Source organism: Spirochaetota bacterium (assembly GCA_040756435.1).
GTDB lineage: Bacteria > Spirochaetota > UBA4802 > UBA4802 > UB4802 > UBA4802.
This window is the reverse complement of sequence record JBFLZD010000066.1, coordinates 1-18,185: the sequence shown is the minus strand read 5'-3', so window position 1 is coordinate 18,185 and position 18,185 is coordinate 1. Positions and strand designations below refer to the sequence as shown.

At 36.6% G+C, this 18,185-nt stretch carries 20 protein-coding genes; 11 read left to right on the top strand and 9 right to left on the bottom strand.

What is annotated here, in order from left to right; translation table 11 throughout:
- The first annotated feature begins 183 nt into the window (after positions 1-183).
- The 7 genes from fliF to AB1444_14420 all read left to right on the top strand — a co-directional run bounded on the left by fliF (position 184) and on the right by AB1444_14420 (position 6,844).
- Complete coding sequence (gene fliF / locus AB1444_14450) at positions 184-1,881, top strand: flagellar basal-body MS-ring/collar protein FliF (protein MEW6527854.1); 1,698 nt, start codon at positions 184-186, stop codon at positions 1,879-1,881.
- Positions 1,882-2,022: 141 nt separating this feature from the next.
- On the top strand, positions 2,023-3,039 hold the full coding sequence (gene fliG, locus AB1444_14445) for a flagellar motor switch protein FliG (GenBank protein MEW6527853.1): 1,017 nt from the start codon (positions 2,023-2,025) through the stop codon (positions 3,037-3,039).
- Entirely contained in the window at positions 3,032-3,958 is a 927-nt protein-coding gene (gene fliH, locus AB1444_14440; protein ID MEW6527852.1) for a flagellar assembly protein FliH, read from the top strand. Before fliG ends, fliH begins: the two co-directional genes overlap by 8 nt.
- A 21-nt stretch (positions 3,959-3,979) precedes the next feature.
- Positions 3,980-5,389 (top strand): FliI/YscN family ATPase, encoded by a 1,410-nt coding sequence (locus tag AB1444_14435; protein ID MEW6527851.1) that lies wholly within the window; start codon positions 3,980-3,982, stop codon positions 5,387-5,389.
- A 16-nt stretch (positions 5,390-5,405) separates the two neighbouring features.
- Complete coding sequence (fliJ, locus tag AB1444_14430) at positions 5,406-5,849, top strand: flagellar export protein FliJ (protein ID MEW6527850.1); 444 nt, start codon at positions 5,406-5,408, stop codon at positions 5,847-5,849.
- Positions 5,850-5,859: 10 nt separating this feature from the next.
- On the top strand, positions 5,860-6,210 hold the full coding sequence (locus AB1444_14425) for a hypothetical protein (protein ID MEW6527849.1): 351 nt from the start codon (positions 5,860-5,862) through the stop codon (positions 6,208-6,210).
- A 34-nt stretch (positions 6,211-6,244) separates the two neighbouring features.
- Complete coding sequence (locus AB1444_14420) at positions 6,245-6,844, top strand: hypothetical protein (GenBank protein ID MEW6527848.1); 600 nt, start codon at positions 6,245-6,247, stop codon at positions 6,842-6,844.
- Positions 6,845-6,847: 3 nt separating this feature from the next.
- On the opposite strand, the gene yihA is transcribed toward AB1444_14420, so the two are convergent.
- The 4 genes from yihA to AB1444_14400 form a co-directional block, all read right to left on the bottom strand.
- Positions 6,848-7,429 carry a ribosome biogenesis GTP-binding protein YihA/YsxC gene (gene yihA, locus AB1444_14415; protein MEW6527847.1) on the bottom strand — a complete coding sequence of 194 codons (582 nt, stop codon included), beginning with the start codon at positions 7,427-7,429 and terminating at the stop codon, positions 6,848-6,850.
- Complete coding sequence (gene rimI / locus AB1444_14410) at positions 7,419-7,871, bottom strand: ribosomal protein S18-alanine N-acetyltransferase (GenBank protein ID MEW6527846.1); 453 nt, start codon at positions 7,869-7,871, stop codon at positions 7,419-7,421. The genes yihA and rimI overlap by 11 nt, the downstream gene beginning before the upstream one ends.
- Before the next feature lie 4 nt (positions 7,872-7,875).
- Positions 7,876-8,664, bottom strand: coding sequence for an enoyl-CoA hydratase-related protein (locus AB1444_14405; protein MEW6527845.1), 789 nt, complete (start codon positions 8,662-8,664; stop codon positions 7,876-7,878).
- Positions 8,665-8,743: 79 nt separating this feature from the next.
- The gene (locus tag AB1444_14400; GenBank protein ID MEW6527844.1) at positions 8,744-9,652 is read right to left on the bottom strand and encodes a 2-dehydropantoate 2-reductase; all 909 of its coding nucleotides are present in this window, start codon (positions 9,650-9,652) and stop codon (positions 8,744-8,746) included.
- A 356-nt stretch (positions 9,653-10,008) separates the two neighbouring features.
- On the opposite strand from AB1444_14400, the gene AB1444_14395 reads away from it, so the two are divergent.
- From AB1444_14395 to AB1444_14380, 4 genes are all read left to right on the top strand, one after another.
- Positions 10,009-11,475 (top strand): ATP-binding protein, encoded by a 1,467-nt coding sequence (locus tag AB1444_14395; protein MEW6527843.1) that lies wholly within the window; start codon positions 10,009-10,011, stop codon positions 11,473-11,475.
- An 83-nt stretch (positions 11,476-11,558) separates the two neighbouring features.
- Complete coding sequence (locus AB1444_14390; GenBank protein ID MEW6527842.1) at positions 11,559-12,491, top strand: diacylglycerol kinase family protein; 933 nt, start codon at positions 11,559-11,561, stop codon at positions 12,489-12,491.
- 113 nt (positions 12,492-12,604) lie between these two features.
- On the top strand, positions 12,605-13,546 hold the full coding sequence (locus AB1444_14385) for an omptin family outer membrane protease (GenBank protein ID MEW6527841.1): 942 nt from the start codon (positions 12,605-12,607) through the stop codon (positions 13,544-13,546).
- A 50-nt stretch (positions 13,547-13,596) separates the two neighbouring features.
- Complete coding sequence (locus AB1444_14380) at positions 13,597-14,019, top strand: DUF1353 domain-containing protein (GenBank protein ID MEW6527840.1); 423 nt, start codon at positions 13,597-13,599, stop codon at positions 14,017-14,019.
- Between the two features lie 3 nt (positions 14,020-14,022).
- Here the strand turns inward: AB1444_14380 and AB1444_14375 are convergent, their stop codons facing one another.
- The 5 genes from AB1444_14375 to AB1444_14355 all read right to left on the bottom strand — a co-directional run.
- Positions 14,023-14,364, bottom strand: coding sequence for a hypothetical protein (locus AB1444_14375; protein MEW6527839.1), 342 nt, complete (start codon positions 14,362-14,364; stop codon positions 14,023-14,025).
- A gap of 2 nt (positions 14,365-14,366) precedes the next feature.
- Positions 14,367-14,735: a hypothetical protein gene (locus AB1444_14370; GenBank protein ID MEW6527838.1), complete on the bottom strand. Its 369-nt coding sequence runs from the start codon at positions 14,733-14,735 to the stop codon at positions 14,367-14,369.
- Between the two features lie 68 nt (positions 14,736-14,803).
- Positions 14,804-17,191: a TonB-dependent receptor gene (locus AB1444_14365; protein MEW6527837.1), complete on the bottom strand. Its 2,388-nt coding sequence runs from the start codon at positions 17,189-17,191 to the stop codon at positions 14,804-14,806.
- A 3-nt stretch (positions 17,192-17,194) separates the two neighbouring features.
- Entirely contained in the window at positions 17,195-17,677 is a 483-nt protein-coding gene (locus AB1444_14360; GenBank protein MEW6527836.1) for an energy transducer TonB, read from the bottom strand.
- A 143-nt stretch (positions 17,678-17,820) separates the two neighbouring features.
- A partial coding sequence (locus tag AB1444_14355) for a biopolymer transporter ExbD (protein MEW6527835.1) occupies positions 17,821-18,185 on the bottom strand: 365 nt, incomplete at its 5' end.

Genomic DNA, 18,185 nt, shown 5'->3' with positions numbered 1-18,185 from the left:
AAATTAATTGACTTTTTAATACAGGTGTTTTATTATGTTTGTTGTAAAAATGGATTATGTCACTTTGCAAGGAATATATAGTATGAACTATCGCCCAGTATTTGTTTTGATGGTGCCGGATATTCAGGTAATTATGATAAAGCATAGTGTGCATAATCACTAAGGTATGGGAGGGACCACAGTATGGAATTTTTTACCAAGATATTTAATCAGCTAAAAGAGATTTATTCAAAATTAGATACAACAAAAAAGATCATCATTGGTGTTGTTACCGCTGTACTTGTGATTGCGTTCATTGTGTTGTTTTCGGTTTCATCACAAAAGGCCAATGTGGTGTTATTTGCAGATCTTCCCAGTGATGAGTTTGGACAGGTTACCAAGAAACTTGAAGAAATGGGTTTTCATTATACAACATCTGGTACAACAACAATCCTTGTAAACCCCGACCAGCGTGAAATTATTTTGACACGGCTTGCTCAGGAAAATATGATACCCAAAGGTATTCCGGGGTGGAAGCTTTTTGATATTTCAAAATGGACCGAGACGGATAAAGAATTAAATGTAAAATATATGCGGGCATTGCGGGATGAAATTAAACGGCATATAGAATCATTGAAGAATGTAGATAAGGCAGATGTTGAAATAGCTATAACCGAAGATGAGTTGTTTGTTGACAAAGAAAATGCGTATACTGCTGCAGTTACCGTGTATCTGGCTCCAGGATATGATGGGCTTTCAAAAAAGGAAATTAAAGGTATACAGTATTTAGTTGCACGGGCTGTAGGGACAAAATTAAAACCTGAAAATGTAACTGTAACTGATGAATATGGCAAGATTATTTCTGATTTTGATGATCAGTTTGATAAGGCCAAAGAAGAATATACGCTCTTAGAATATAGAAAAAAGATAGAAGAAAAAGCGCGTGTGCAGATGTTAAAAGAAATTCGTGCGGGTTTAGAAAAAATATTCTCTCCTGATCGTATTCAGATTGTTCGCCTCAATATGGATTTTAACTGGGATAAGATTCAGGAAGAACAGGAAGAATATACGCCAATAGAAATGGAAAAGGATAATCCTCTTACACCATATTCTGAACGCAAGGTCAAAGACTCGTTAACTATCTCCAAAAAATCAACAAAAGAGCATTTCCAGGGGCATGGATGGAATCCTGAAGGACCAGCAGGGACTGAAGGGAATAAACCACCTGGATACAAGGCAAGTGATGACCAGTTTTCACAATATGATAAAGAAGAAAATGTTGAAAACAATGCTGTGAATAAAACCGTACGTAAGATTGAACGCGACCCGTATGATATTGCAAGTGTTTCGGTTGCTATTGCCATTGACGGATATCAAGATTTGCCACGGCTTCCTGATGGAAGTTATGATTTAGACCCAACAAAAAAGCCGGTGCAGGTTCCGCTAACAGAAGATGAGCTGCGGCAGGCGGAAAACATTGTAAAAAAGGCAATTAATTTTAATGCAGCACGTGGCGACCAGGTGGCTGTTGAAAATATCATGTTTGATAGAACAAAACAGTGGGATGAGGTGCGTGAAGAATTCCGAAAGAAGGAACAGTTTAAGCGGATGCTACTAGCTGCACTGGTTGGGATTCTGGCATTATTCCTGGGTGTTGTATTATTCAGGGCTATCTCCCGTGAACTTGCCCGTAGAAGACGAATACGTGAAGAACAGCTTGCACTTGAACAACAGCGTATGCGTGAAGCAGCATTGCGGGCAGCCGAAGAAGAGGGCATTGATGTTGAACTGTCGCTTGAAGAAAAAGCACGCTTAGAATTGCAGCAGAATGCCATTAATCTTGCCAGAGAGCGGCCGGATGATGTGGCACAATTGCTCAGGACATGGCTGGCAGAAGAATAATAATGTTGTAATTGGTGAATGTTAAAAGACCGATATACTAATAAGCTGGTGTTGACTTTGAAGAGGGTGTGTTATATACTATTAGTAGAATGTATAAGACCTGATAATGTATAGTATATCGGTATAATGTGGAGCTAAAATATGTTACAACAAAAGAAATCTCAGTTGTCGGGCAGGCAAAAGGCTGCTATATTCCTGGTATCGTTAGGATCAGATGTATCATCAGAGATTTTTAAACACCTGAGAGAAGATGAAATAGAGCAGCTGACGTTTGAGATTGCCCGTTTAGATAAAGTTGAACCTGAGGACCGGGACAAGGTTTTAATGGAATTCCAGGAGCTTATGATGGCCCAGGAATTCATTGCCACCGGTGGTATTGATTATGCACGTGAAGTGCTTGAAAGAGCGCTGGGTACTCAGAAAGCTATTGATATAGTAAATCGTTTAACGTCTTCTTTGCAAGTAAGACCATTTGATTTTATACGACGTACAGACCCTAGTCACCTATTAAACTTTATTCAGGGTGAACATCCTCAGACAATAGCGTTAATTTTGGCATATTTAGATCCTCAAAAAGCTGCACAGATATTGTCAGGATTAAATCATCAGATCCAGGCTGATGTGGCACGCCGTATAGCAACTATGGACCGTACTTCGCCTGATGTTTTACGTGAAGTTGAGCGTGTTCTTGAACGAAAACTTTCAACATTAGCCAGTGAAGATTATACGTCGGCAGGTGGTATTGATGCTATTGTTGAAGTGTTGACTCATGTTGACCGTGGTACTGAGAAGATAATTATTGAAGCACTTGAAGAGGAAGATCCGGAACTTGCTGAAGAAATAAAGAAACGAATGTTTGTATTTGAAGATATTGTATTGCTTGATGATAGAGCTATTCAGAAAGTGCTGCGTGAAGTTGATACACAGGATTTAGCCAAAGCGCTTAAAGGTGTCGATGCCGAAGTTCAAGAAAAAATATTCAGGAACATGTCAAAACGTGCATCTGCACTGCTACGTGAAGATATGGATTTTATGGGGCCAATAAGGCTCAGAGACGTTGAAGAAGCTCAGCAGAAAATTGTTAATATAATACGAAAACTTGAAGAAGCTGGCGATATAGTTGTAGCACGTGCCGGCGAGGAGGAACTCGTTGTCTAAGCTTGTTTTTAAACCTACTGAAATTCAGGTTATATCTGCACCAAAACAAATTGAGTTACCTGAAAAATACCAGAAAAATGTATTAACAGATGAGGAATATGCTGAATTTGAGGTAGATGAGGAAGGTAATCCTGTTGAGGTGTATCAGGGTCCATCTATAGAAGAGATGGAAGCTGAATTAGAGCGTTATCGGCGTGAAACAGAGGAAGAAGTACGACGGATCCTGGATGAAGCTAAAGCTAAGGCAGCACAGATAGAGGAGGAAGGGAAAAAGGCGGCATTTCTAGAATTACAGCAGGCACGTGAACAGATAAAGATTGAGATGGAGCGCTTTAAAATAGAATCCGAGAGGGAGATTGAGCGCGGTAAATTTGAAGCAGAGAAAATGATAAAAGAAGCTGAATTGAAAGTTTCGGAAATTGAACATGAAGCATACAAACGTGGTTATGATGCAGGACGCGAAGAAGGATACAAAGAAGGGCAGGCTGAAGTAATGCGTCTTATTGATAGATTGGGAACCATCGTATCAACAGCAGTAGATATCCGTGATGATATAATCAGGTCATCTGAAAAGCTTATGACAGAAATGATATTGATGATTGCACGCAAAGTAATAAAGGATGAGATAGTTGAACGTCGTGAAGTAGTTATTAACAATATTAAAGAAGCATTACAGCGTGTTAAAGATAGAGACCGTATTGATATCAGAGTCAATTTTGCTGACCTGGATATGACCACAGCCCATAAAGATGAACTCATAAAGATGATGGAGTCACTGAAGAAAGTCAATATTTATGAAGATTCAAGAGTTGAGCGAGGTGGTTGTATCATTGAGACAGATGTGGGTGCTATTGATGCTCGTATTTCAACACAGCTTGAGGCTATAGAAGAAGCTATTCGTAATGCACGTCCAATATGATAGTATGATAAAGAGGTTTGCATGATACAGATTCTACCACATGAAAAAGTTGATATATTTTCAAAGTATAAGGATGTGCTTGAAGAAGTTGATACATTGCGAGCAACAGGACGGGTTGAAAAAATTACCGGTTTAACAATTGAATCTCATGGTCCGGATGTGCAGTATGGAGAATTATGTCGCATTAGATTAAAATCCGGAAATTACCTATATGCTGAAGTTGTGGGTTTTAATAAAAATAAGATAATCCTTATGCCAATTGGCGATATGAAAGGAGTTGTGCCGGGTGCAGATGTTTATGCAGTTGGGTCGCAGCTTTTTGTACCGGTAGGCGATGCTCTTATTGGAAGGGTCATTGATGGGTTGGGTAATCCCATTGATGGGAAAGGCAAGCTATTTTTAAAAGAAAGATATCCTGTTGACAATAAACCGTTAACTCCGCTTGAAAGGGAAATAATTGATTCCCCATTGCCTACAGGGATAAGAGCAATAGATGGGCTCATAACAGTAGGTAAAGGGCAACGTATAGGTATATTTTCTGGTTCAGGTGTTGGCAAATCTACATTAATTTCCATGATTGCACGGAATACGGCTGCTGATATAAGTGTTATTGCATTGATTGGTGAACGTGGAAGGGAAGCAAAAGATTTTGTAGAAAAAGAATTGCAGAATGAAGGATTAAAGCGTTCGGTAGTTATCATTTCTACATCTGACCAGCCACCAATGGTTCGTTTAAGAGCTGGTTTTCTTGCACATTCTGTTGCTGAATATTTCAGGGATAAAGGGTTGCATGTTAATTTACTTATGGATTCTATTACACGTTTTGCAATGGCGCAGCGAGAAGTAGGACTTGCTGCAGGTCAGCCCGCCGCAACCCGTGGATATCCACCGTCAGTATTTTCACTATTACCGCAATTGCTTGAAAGAGCAGGAAATAAAAAAGGTGCAGGAAGCATCACAGGTTTTTATTCAATACTTGTTGAAGCAGATGACATGAATGAACCTATAGCCGATGCTGTCAGAGGTATACTTGATGGCCATGTGGTGCTTGACAGAAAACTTGCACATAAAAACCATTATCCTGCTATTGATGTCCTTGGCTCAATTTCCCGTTGCATGAATGATGTGATCGATGAAGAACATAAAAGAGCAGCAAATACATTCCGCAAGCTTTTAGCTGCATACCGTGAAGCAGAAGACCTTATAATGCTGGGTGCCTATGCACGAGGTTCAGACCCTGATGTAGATAAAGCAATTGATATGAAACCAGCAATGGATGCATTTTTGCAGCAGGGAATTTATGAAAAAGATACATATGAAAATATCAAAACTCGCCTGTCTGAGTTAGTGCTTGGAACTAAAGCTAAGCCAGCAAAAAGACAGGAGTTTGTTGATCGTACACCATATTTTGCACAAAGACCTGGGAGATAGTTCCTGAGGATAGAACATGAAGAAGTTTGAATTCAGATTACAGACCTTACTTGATTTACGGATTTCAAAAGAACATGCAATTAAAGCTGAATTAGCACGGTTGATTGCAAAGCAGAATGCAGAAATAGCTTTGCAGGAGGATTATAAACGAAGAGTTACAGAATACTATACCAGGCTTTCGGCTAATATGCGCCGGGGTACATTTTCTTATTCAGAAGCGCTTATGTGTGAACGGTTTGCCTATAATGCAGAAAAAGCTATTGCTTTATCACAAAAGCGAGTTGAACAAATGCAGCCTGAAATTGAAAAGGTGCGTCAGCGTTTAATACAGGCATCAAAAGAAAGAAAAGTTGTGGAACGTTTAAAGGAAAAGAAATATGAAGAATATATGTATCAATATAACAGAGAAATGGCAAAGGAATTAGATGATCTGAATCAAAGAATGTATAATAATGTGTGAGGTATTGTTAATGGATATTAATAGCATAAAGCAGGTTCAATATAGAATAAAAGAAATTAAAAATCGATTCCAAACTATTCAAAATACGTATGCAAAAGTATCACCATCTCCCAGTATAGTTGTGACCAATAATAAAGTGGCTGAAGCTAGCAAAGAGACAGCTATAGTCCAGGAAACCAGTGAACCGCAGAAGAATAATACTGCTACTATTAAAATTACAGAAGAAATACTGAAGAATGTGCTTAATGCAAAGAAGGAAAATACTAATGGAACACTTGACGTTCAACAGATTCAAAACATGTTGCAAAAAGCTATCACTCAGTATACCAGCAATGGCAAAATATTTAATATAGAGGAATAATGATGAAGTAAGTAAACCATAAGAGGTTAATACCATGAAACTAGTTTCAGATTCAACAAAAGTAATATATTTGGCAATAATGATTTTATTTATCATTATTGTAGGATTATTCTGGTTGGATTATATTGGCTTAATAAACATTGGCAGAATGTATCATCAATATATTGCAAAAGAAGCACCTTCTGTAGTGGATGCTGCAGATGATGAGCCATCACTTATTGAGAGGGAAGAATTTGAAAAGGAAAAAGATAAGCTATTGCAAAGAATAGAAGATTTAGATAAGCGTGAAGCAAAGATAGTTGAAGCTGAGAAAATTATTGCAAAAGAAAAAGAAAAACTTGAACAATTGCAAAAAGGGCTTGATCAGGAAAAGAAGGCACTGGAGCTTGAAAAGAAAAAATATTCGGGATATAAAAAGAATGTTATGGATCTTGCCAAAAAAATTGAAAGCATCCCACCACAGGATGCTGTTGATATAATGGTGCAGTGGGAAGAAACCCTTATTATAGATGTGTTGCGACAGATTGACCAGAATGCTGCAAAGGAAGGCAGGATGAGTATATCAACGTATTTACTGTCATTGATGCCAAAAGAAAAAGCAAGCAGGGTTATGTATTTAATGACTCAATTGTAATAGTTATTTACAATAATCCTGTATCATTGCTAAAATTATATTTTTACCCAATCCAGTTTTAGCAGATGATGGAACTACGTATTCTTTATTGATGTTAAGGCTAGAGCAAATTCTCAAGATTCCACTATTTATTTCATTTTTTGAAACTTTATCACATTTAGTGGCAAGAATCATTACATTAATATTATTGTTTAAAGCTTTTGTAATTATAGCATGTTCGCTTTCATCCGGTTCACGCCTTATATCTATAAGGAGAAACACAAGCTTAAGGTTAGGACGTGAACTAATATAGGTATGAATCATTTCTATAAATTCCAGCCGCTTATCATGAGAAACTTTTGCATAACCAAATCCAGGGCAGTCGGCAAAGCTTATTTTTTCATTAATGCAAAAAAAATTAAGTGTTTGCGTCACTCCGGGTTTACTCCCTGTTTTAGCAATATTTTTCCTACCCAAAATAGTATTAATAAGGGAAGACTTGCCAACGTTAGATCTACCAATGAAAGCAAATTCCGGGTAAGTATATTTTGGATATTGTGATGGAATACGGGAACTTGTAACAAAACGTATGGTATTAATTTTCATGATGTATAATCTTTTCCATCAAAATAGCATTATCAAAACGGTAATAATTTTTTCTGAATCCAACAGTGTAAAATCCTAACGTTGTATAAAATTTTATAGCACTGGTATTAGTATCAGCAACTTCAAGCACAATCTTATTTTGATTATTTGCAAGATCGATTATATGCTGAATAAGTAAAGAGCCAATTTTATTTCGTTGATACTGTGGCTTAACTGCAATACGTAATAATTGGATTTCATCAGCAATATACCATGCAAGAGCAAACCCAGCAAATTCTGAATTGATTTGAGCAACCAGCAATCGTGAAAAATGCAAAGCTAATTCACGTGAAAAGCTTTCTTTTGGCCAGGCATTTTCCCCAAAAATATACATATCCAATGATGCAATATCTTCAAGATCTCTATAGTGAGCAGATCGAATAACAATGTTACTGCTGTACATCCTTTTACTTATCTTTGAATTTTGGCTCGCGCTTTTCAAGAAATGCAGATATGCCTTCCTTTTTATCTTCAGTTTCGCATAATTGCCCAAACAGTTCGCGTTCAAATGTAAGCGCTGTATAAAACTCCATTGTTGAACCTTTAGCTATTGCCTGCATAGCAGCTTTTATTGCCAGCCTGCTTCTGGCTGCAATTGCCTTAGCTAATTCTTTTGCTTCGTCAACAACTTTGCCTTTTTCAGTAGCACGATTAACAATTCTATAAACTTCAGCCTGTTTGCCGCTTATAAAATTTCCTGATAAAATAAGTTCGTAGGCAGCACCTTTGCCAAATAGACGTGTACTGCGTTGCGTTCCACCATACCCCGGAATAATGCCTAATTTAATTTCAGGTAAACCCAATTGTGCCGATTCATCAGCTAACCGTATATGGCAGGCCAGTGCCAGTTCCAGTCCACCACCTAAGCAGTAGCCATTAATAGCAGCAATAAACGGTTTGTCGGCATTTTCAATGATATTCAGCACATCCTGCCCGTTTTTAAGAAAGTTTGCGCCATCATCTTTAGTATTCTGTTCTTTAATTTCATTAATATCCGCACCCGCAACAAACGCTTTGCCTTCACCAGTAACAATAACAACTCTTACTGAATCATTTCCAATGAGTTGTCCAATTGCTTCCCTCATGTCGTTTAGCACAACATGATTCAAGGCATTCATTGGTGGATTATCAATAGTTAGTAGCGCAATTCCATTTTCAACAGAATAATGACATTTTTTTTGTGTAGAGTCTCCCATATCTCACCTCTTGAATTAAATTTTCTAAAATTTTCAAATATGTTGTATGTTTGTCAAGATTTAATTTTAAAAACAAAAGTTACAGTAATTGTGATTCTTTATATTTAATAAGTTTATACACTGTGGTATTATATGGTGTATCAATGCTACATTGTTTAGCAATGGAAATAATAGAACCGTTTATATAATCTATTTCAGTTTTTCGTTTGGCCAGTATATCCTGCAGCATTGAGCAAAAATTATTCTGCGTATTTTTGCATACTGTCACTGTTGTTTCAATCATATAGTCACTATTTATAGAAATACCATAAGCCTGTGCCACCAGGCATGCTTCCTGAATGATGCCTACCATTATATTCAATGTATTATTGTTTTCTATAAGCCTGCCATTGGGCACCTCCAGCAACGCTCCCAAAGGATTTATTGCTGCATTGATGATAGCTTTTTCCCATATAGCTTTTTTGGGGTCATGGGCGATAGTTACTGTCAAGTTGGCTTGTTGTAGCAAGGAATGCACAGTGGAACAATGGCCATAACTATCGCCGCCAATGATGATAGAGCCTGTTCCTCCAAAACGTACGCTGGAAGGTGAAAGCTTTGTGGCGCCAATTGTGGTGGTCCCGTAGACTAACGGGTTGTTTATCATAGACGAAATTATCTCTACATTGCCAATGCCATTTTGCAGTGTCACAACGATTGCATCGGGCTTAAGGTAAGGTTGAATGCTACGAATTGCATCCTCGGTGGCAAAACTTTTGATGAACAAAAAGATGATATCGGCTGAAGCAAGAATTGCAGGATCATTGCTTATGATGGGATAAAAAGTTTGCTGTGCAGAATTTATTTCTACGGACAATCCTTGCTTTATTGCAGTAACTGTATCAGGATTACTATCGTACAATAGTATGGTATACTTGTGCAGAAAAAATGCAAACAGGGATCCCATTGCACCTGCGCCAACTATTCCAATGATGGGTTGAGTATTCATGCTATTCTTTACAACACAGTAACGTTATGATGTCAATAATTACAAACAATTTCAGATTAAATTCTTGAAAAATATTTTTAGTGTAAAGTAATGAGTTTTATACACCTGCCGCTTTTCAGTGACGAGTGTGACATTATATTTTATTCAAATTTCTACATTTAGGAATAATTTTAGTGATATAAAACCATAAATCTTTTCTTTAAAAAATATTTTGACTTTAGCTAACATAAAGTATATTTATATTAAAATTTTGATAATGTGATAAAAATGTACTATTTTTGTTATAGAATATAGCTATTAAAATTTGATTAGTTAATAGTAGGGCTGTAAAAAATTACCAGCGAGTAATTATTATTATGGATAATCCTGTCAGTTTGGAATATAATACGCTCCTTAACACCATACAAGCACCTGTTTTTGTGGTTGATGCTTCAAAGCATATTATTGATATCAATAATCATACTAAGCGTTTATTCCATTCTGTTGATATAATTGGAAAATCCTGCAAAGATATCTTCCCGGAATGCCAAAAATCATGTGCCTGTCCTGTGGATGCTGCTGATTACAAAATTCCAACTGATAGTCAACGATGTAAGCAGATAATGGTACTGAATACGGTAAAAGAACAGGTGGAACTGTGTATCATCCCAGTACAAACTGCACATGATATTGTATTCTTTCATATTTTAACTGATAATGATATACAGAACAGACAAAACCTGGTAATGCTTGAAAAAAACATGACTATTTCAACGCTGGCATCGGGTATTGCCCATGAATTTAATAATATGAACGCAGGTATTCAGGGTATAGTTGAGTTATTGCTTTCCCAGGAAGAGTTATCTTCAGCTGGAATAAAAGATCTTAAAACAATATTGAAGATAGTAAAACGAGCAACACATCTTATTGAACAATTATCAATGTTAGCTCATCGAAAACCTTCAAAACAGATGCTGGTTAATATTGAAGATATAGTCAATGATTGTGTAAGTATCATAAAGCCACAATTCATGGATGCAGGAATTACTATTGACGTTAACCATAAAGATAGACTGCCAGAATTATTTTTAGATGCCAATAAGATAACCTTAGCGCTTATGAATATCTTTTTGAATGCTCGTGATGCAATGATTGATACAGAAGAGAAAAAATTAGAAATTAGTACCAGCCTGAATGATATATACGTTACTATAGCTATTAAAGATACAGGATGTGGAATAAAAGAAGAAAATATACAACGTATATTTGAGCCTTTTTTTACCACAAAGGGCCCATTAGGGCATTCCAATATACCAGGTACAGGACTGGGGCTTTCTGTTGCGTTGGGTATTATTGAAGAACATGGTGGTACCATAGCCGTAGAAAGTACAGTTGGCAATGGTACTGCATTTACAATTCAATTGCCAGTTAATACTGATGATAAAATTGCTTCTGAAGTTGCGGTAAATTATACAGAATATGATTTTTTGGGCAAAAAGATTTTGATTGTTGAAGATGATCCTGAATTTGCTACTATTTTGCAAAGAGCACTGATTGCCAAAAATGCTGAAGTAATATATGCAGGGAACGGTGCTGAAGGATTACATTATCTGGATAATCAATCTGTAGATTGTGCATTACTTGATGTGCACCTTCCAGATATGACAGTATGGGATATATTGAAGAAAGTTCAATATATGAACAACAGACCAAATGTAATTATTGTATCAGGAAATTATTTAGCAATGAATAACAACTATATTGGTATAGTTGATTATGTGCTGCTAAAGCCGTTTGATTTAGAAGAATTATTTAATGCAATAAAAAGTAGTTTGGCACTATAAATACCTCATAAAAAATATAATTGACATAAATTCAAATCTGTATAAAATTTCCATAATTTTTTGCTGAAATATCAGGAGCTTATATGACTAAAAAAGATACCATTTTGCTAATAGTAAATCCCATAGCTGGCAGGGGGAAGGCACTCAGGTCTATAGAAAGGATTGAGAATGATTTTAAAACTTTAAACATAAAACATGAGACTGTTTTAACGGAAAAAGTATGGCATGCAGCGGAATTAGCAGAGGATGCTGCTAAAAAAAGTTACCGTGCTGTTGTAGTTGCCAGTGGTGATGGTACAGCCAATGAAGTGTTAAATGGATTGATGGTAGCACGTAAAAAGGGGTATACTAAAACTGCCATGGGGCAGATTCCTGTAGGAACAGGAAATGATTTTGCTTATGGAATGGGGTTGCCCAATGATATAGATGAGTGTATAAAGATAATAGCAGATTTCAATGTCCGAAAGATTGATGTTGGTTTCATCAAAGGTGGAGATTATCCTGAAGGTAGATATTTTGGCAATGGGATTGGTATAGGTTTTGATGCCACTACCGGATTTGTTGCAAGCAGGATACGCTTTTTGCGGGGCATGATGGTATATTTGATTGCTGCATTGCAGACAATATTTATTTATTATAAAGCTCCCCGAATACGTATGACCTATAACAGTAAAGAAACCATTATGGATGCTTTGCAGATTTCCGTAATGAATGGTAAACGTATGGGTGGAGGTTTTCATTTTGCCCCTGATGGGAGCCCCTTTGATGGTTTACTGGATTTATGTATGGTGCGTTCTATGAATCAGTTTAAGATTTTTGGCATGATACCTTATTTTATACGAGGCACACAGGCAAAACGCAAGGAAGTAATGCAGGATAGAACCACAAAAATTGAAGTTGTTGCTGAAAAGGGGAGCCTCCCCGTACATTGTGATGGAGAAACAATTTGCTATTCAGGAAAAGAGTTGTATATTCAACTATTTCCAGCAGCGCTGAATTTTATAACAAAGGCTTAATGTGGTGATACGTTAAGCATATTTTACAAACATTCATTACTATGAAGTCATTGTAAAAAATAAAGGTTAACTATAAACATAGTAATTTAATCAGATAGAGAAATAAATATATTGTGAAAAATATTTCTTCACATAAAAAGATAATACTTTGCATCACAAGTTTTATTTTTGTTGTGTATTCTTATTGTCATGCCGATTCTTTGCATCTTGAAACTGTAACTGGAGTAGGCTTTTCACAGGGAACAATAGGTGAATATGTATATGATAATCACCGTTTGTTGAGCAGATTAAACTGGAATATTGATTATTTATGGTATTATAACTTTTCAGTAGCTCTATGGTATAACTCGTTTTTTGCACAAATTCAGGTGCATAGTGGCATAAATGATAAAATAGGGACAATTGATGATTCAGATTGGGTAGATGATAATAATCCAACCGTAAAAACACATTATTCAAAACATGATAATTATTGTGAAAGATATGCCTCATATAATTGTAACATTGGTTTTAAAAGTGAAATTACTGATTCTTTCAGCTTAAAACCATATATAGGTTTTTTATATAAATCTATCAAGATGTCGGCTAGAGATGGCTATCTAGAGTATCCGCCGGGTTCTCCAAAGGTTCCTGTCTATGGAGTTGGGATCATCTATGAACAGCGATATTATATACCATACATAGCATTGTCATCAGAAATTAATGTAACAGAAACAATAGGAATTTTGGCAGGCATGTCGGTTAGTTTATTTGCATTTGCTGAAGACATAGACAATCATGTGCACCGCAATCCAGGTGATGATATAGATTTTTATGCCGACTATGACGGAATTATCTATTTTCATGCTTATGCAGGATGTTTTGTTTCTCTGAATGATACTATCAAAATTGCCCTTGATGTAGTATATGAATATGTTCCCGAGCAGAAAGGAGATACCTATTATATCAATACTTCAACAGGAATAAAATCACCTGTTTTTAATGATGCAGCGGGATTGAAGTATTCAGTTTTTTCAGTACAGCTTTCGTTGGTATATAGGTTGATAATACTATAAAATAAATAATAAGAAAAAAAGGTTAAATAATCAGGAGGTTAAATACTAGTATGGATAAGATCCAATACAGAAAACTTAACAAATACAAGTATCAATTGATGCGTGATTACTCGTATAAAACAACAATTTTATTAGATCATGATACTGGTGTGCCAGATTTTGTAACCTTACGCAAAGATGGGCAGTTAGAGATATATAAAGGTTATGCCTGGGATGGCCCCAGTGGTCCTACTATTGATACCAAAGATTTTATGCGGGGAAGCTTAGTTCATGATGCGCTGTATCAGCTTATACGTGAAGAAAAGATAGAAAGGAAATATAAAGAATATGCTGATAAGCTGTTGCATGATATTTGCAGAGAAGATGGTATGAGTAAATTCAGAGCGTGGTATGTATACTGGGCAGTGAGGTTGTTTGGCACAGCAAAAAAAAATCCTGATGATACCAGCAACCAACTTATAGAAGCACCGTGATTTTTATTCTGTATATTTAATGACTTTTCCTTTAATGTGAATTATATTCACTGTACCAACTATCCAGTACTGGCGTTCAATATACCAGGATACATCAATCAGGTCATCGCCGTTTTTTTGGTTAATGGCATCTGAAATAGCTCTATCAAAATTTGCCAGTGGTGTCACATTAAATAGCCATAGAAGATTAAAGTTGCTGGTAAATGATTCAGCTTCCCCAACTATTTGGTATGAAATGTCTTTTAATGGGCGCACATTTGGTTCATATCCAGCGACATGATGGGTGGTTACACATCCAAAAAAAATACTACTCCACAGTAAGAGAATGTACAGTAACTGTCGCATAGCTACCTCTTTTGTTTTATTTGCTCTTTTGTTTCAATAGGTGCTGTCTTTATTACCTGGCCGGTAACAACAACTTTAGTGACACTGAAAAGAACAAAGTAGTATTGTTTTTCATACCAGCGTACATTTATTAATGCATCACCATTTTTTGAAGCGATAGCCTTATGTATTGCTGTATCCAAGTCAGGTCTTCCCACCGACCACAGTCCAAAAATTGACCACGACCAGTCACTGCCCTCTGCCTGTCCTAAGTTTTCAACGATTATACGGTTATGCAGTGGTGTTGATGATGCTGTCATGCCCATTGGGGTTACACAACCATTGAAAAAGGCTGTAACTATAATAATTAGTATGGGCGCAATTTTTTTCATATTTTAACTCCTTTCAAACATAGTATTAATCACGTCTATAGCAGTGGTGTGGTTGATAATAAAATATTTTAAAATTTAACCTCAACACCAAAATTGGGAATAAAATTTAATCCCTCCTGAGCTTTTAATTTTGGATTATCTTCACCATGTGGTTTGTAATAATTCCATGCTAAATCGTTTTTTGGCTTATAGTTGTAAATATTGATAACTTCAATATACCATGAAACATATCCCCACTCATGATTGGTTTTATGACTGTAGCGTACATCTAAACGGTGTTCCCACGGGAATCGTTTTGAATGAAGGTGATCATAATCATAGATGGGAACATATCGCCCCGAACTATCAGGACTTTCGTCAGAGCCAATAACTGGTGTATACGGGAATCCGCTGTAAGCCTGGAAACGTGCACTGATGGTATGTTTTCCCAATGTATATCCAACTACCATTTTTAAAGAATGTGGCTGCTCGTATGCAAAAGGAAACCATGTGTCCTTGTTAGGATCTATTGATGCACCTGTTTTAAACTTTGATCTGGTATAGGTGTAATCAATCCATCCAAACAAACCATCAGCATTTTCTTCCTGGTCAATGCGTATCAATACTTCAAAACCATGGGCTTGGAGTTGTCCGCTGCTTTTCCCTTCCTGAATTACATTACCGTTACTATCCTTTATTGGGTCATCCTGATACAGGTTCTGGAAATGATTATAAAACACTTCTGCCTTTATTGTTACAAGCGATAGTTTCTGTTCAATGCTTACTGCATTATGATAAGCACTTTGAGGCTTGTATTCATCACCTGCACCTGCTAAATTGGGCTGATAGTTAAATAAATTGGAATTTGTCTGGATAAAACCTGAATATTTTCCTGTAGCATACGATACAGTGGTTTGTGTGGAGAATTCGTAGCTTGCCATAAAGCGAGGGTCCACAGTTTGCTGTTTTGTTTTGGTCAGATAGTCAGTACGTATGCCGGGAAGAAGTGTCAGTCTCCCAAACATAAATTTTTGTTCGGCATAACCTCCAATTACATGATTGTTAAATTTCTGGCCTAAAGGAATTTTGGAGGCTACATTGGGATCACCAAAGTCAGGAATATTATATAATGGTGCATTAAGAACCAGCGTATATCCATCATTGGTGAAATGGTATAATGTGTATTCTAACGCTCCCCGGAACTGGGCATGATCCTTCCACCATTCTAATTTAATTTTTTCTTTTACGCCATAAATATATGGTTTAGAGGTGATATGAAGGTCTTTTATCCAATCAGCAGCATTCACAGATGGAATATTAAGGTAATTATAACTGTTTGTAAATGAGCCAAACATAACAATGGTGTTTTCAAAGCGGTTTTCAGGCTGCCACCGGTAATATACACCAAGTGCATGTGAACCTAAATTATTTTTAAATTCAAACGAAGCAAGCAATGGATCCACTTCTTCGGGAGGAGTTGATTCATTGATGAATTTTATATAATCATACGCACCAAATAACAGAAATGTTATTGATTGTGTTTGTGTAAAATAATATTTTCCTTTGAACTGGTAATCCCAGTATTCGGGAACTGATTCAATCTCATCGCCGGTAAGCAATTTGTAAATTGCAGGTACAAATAATGATAGATATGCATAGCGTCCCGATACTATCCAATAGCCTTTGGTTTCTTCCTGGCTTGTTTCTTCATTATATTCTGTCACTGGTGATTTGAGCAGAATATTTGATGATATTAATCCAACATCAACAGAACCACCAAACTCTTTGACTGTGTCAATTGTATTTATTGATATGACAGCACCAATGGAATTTGCATACGGGGATGGGAAACTTGAAGAATACAGGTCAATTTCACTCATCAGATCATTATTGATTATGGAATGAATGGCTCCAAAATGTTGTGGATTATAAACGGGTATATCATCAATGAAATAACCATTAAAGTTAGGATCAGCGCCACGGATAACCAGGGGCCCAAAAAAACCACTGGTGCGTATAACACCTGGTAATGATGTCAATGCATTCAAAGAATCACCAAATGATGCAGGTACTGCTTTTAAATCCTGTACGGTTAGTGTGTAACGCGATACTTTTTGTATATCACGTTCACCGGTAATAGTTAAGGCAGCACCTTTAATTGCTATAGGTTGTAGCACAATATCCTTTTGAATGACACCATTTATTGTTATGCTTAAGGTCACAGGCTTAAAACCTGATGATGAGATTATCAGCGTATATGTACCTGGTTTTTCAACCTGTATGCTATATGAGCCATCTGCTTTTGTATAAAACTTTTGTTTAATTTCAGGTATGGCTATAGTAGCAAAATCAACTGGTTTTTTGGTGGCTTGTGAATAGATCTTCCCCAGTATGGCATATTGATTTTGTCCTGAGGCAATGCTGCTTATACAGGTAACTATCGCCCATAATAGTATTGTTTTCTTAATTGTCTTCATATCTTATTCCAGTTTAAATTGCATTGGTAATTCCATTTTTATTGCCACTCGCTGCCCGTTAATTATAGGTGGCGTAAATCTTGCCTGGGTAAGTATTGAATATGCTGCTTTTGAAAATTCTTTGCTCAATATATTGTATTGCTCAGGCGGAAGATCTTTTGATAGACGTATCGATAGTATCTGGACATTGGAAACTTTGCCATCGGGAGCAATGACAATTTCAACGTTTACGTTTGCTTCAACATTCTTTTCACGAGCTGACTGGGGATAGATTTTCTTTAAAGCTCCAATTGGCTTGGGAGGAACGATGTTTGGATAAAATGAAATATCAAAGACTTCAGATTCATCTGAAAGACCAACAGCTCTATCAGTTGATGGGGTAACCTGTCCTGTGGTGGTTGATATTTCTTTTGTTGCTATTCGCTTTGATTGTGCAGTAACAGTTTCAATATTGATAAACTCTAAGCTATCAGCTACTTCTGGCATATCCGCAACATAAATTGGTGCTGTAAAAAAAAGGGTGAATGCTGCTATGCATGATGAGATAATAAATGAAAAAATGTAAGGATGGTGCTGTTGAAATCGGGATATATGCTGTAGTAGTAAATTGAATGTTTTGCAAAGTGGCATTATTGTTCTTCCCGTGGCTGAGATATAAACACAACATTGAGAAAATCATATTGCCGCAATACATTAATAACATTGGCAACAACTGAATAGGGTAAATCTTTATCCGCAGTTATTGATACTATCCTGTCCTTTTCATTCTGGCGTATTGCTAACTGGTCCTTAATATCCTCAATTGATGATTCTTTACCGTCAAAATACAAATTGCCTTCCTTTGATAGGGAAATATAAATGCTATCCTGTTCTGCACCCTGGGTAACTGCTGTAGGAAGCTCAACGGTAACACCTTTTGGTGGCTCAGTTGAGGTTGTTGCCATGAAAAATACTAAAAGCAGCATGGCCATATCAGCAGCTGAAGCTCCCAGAG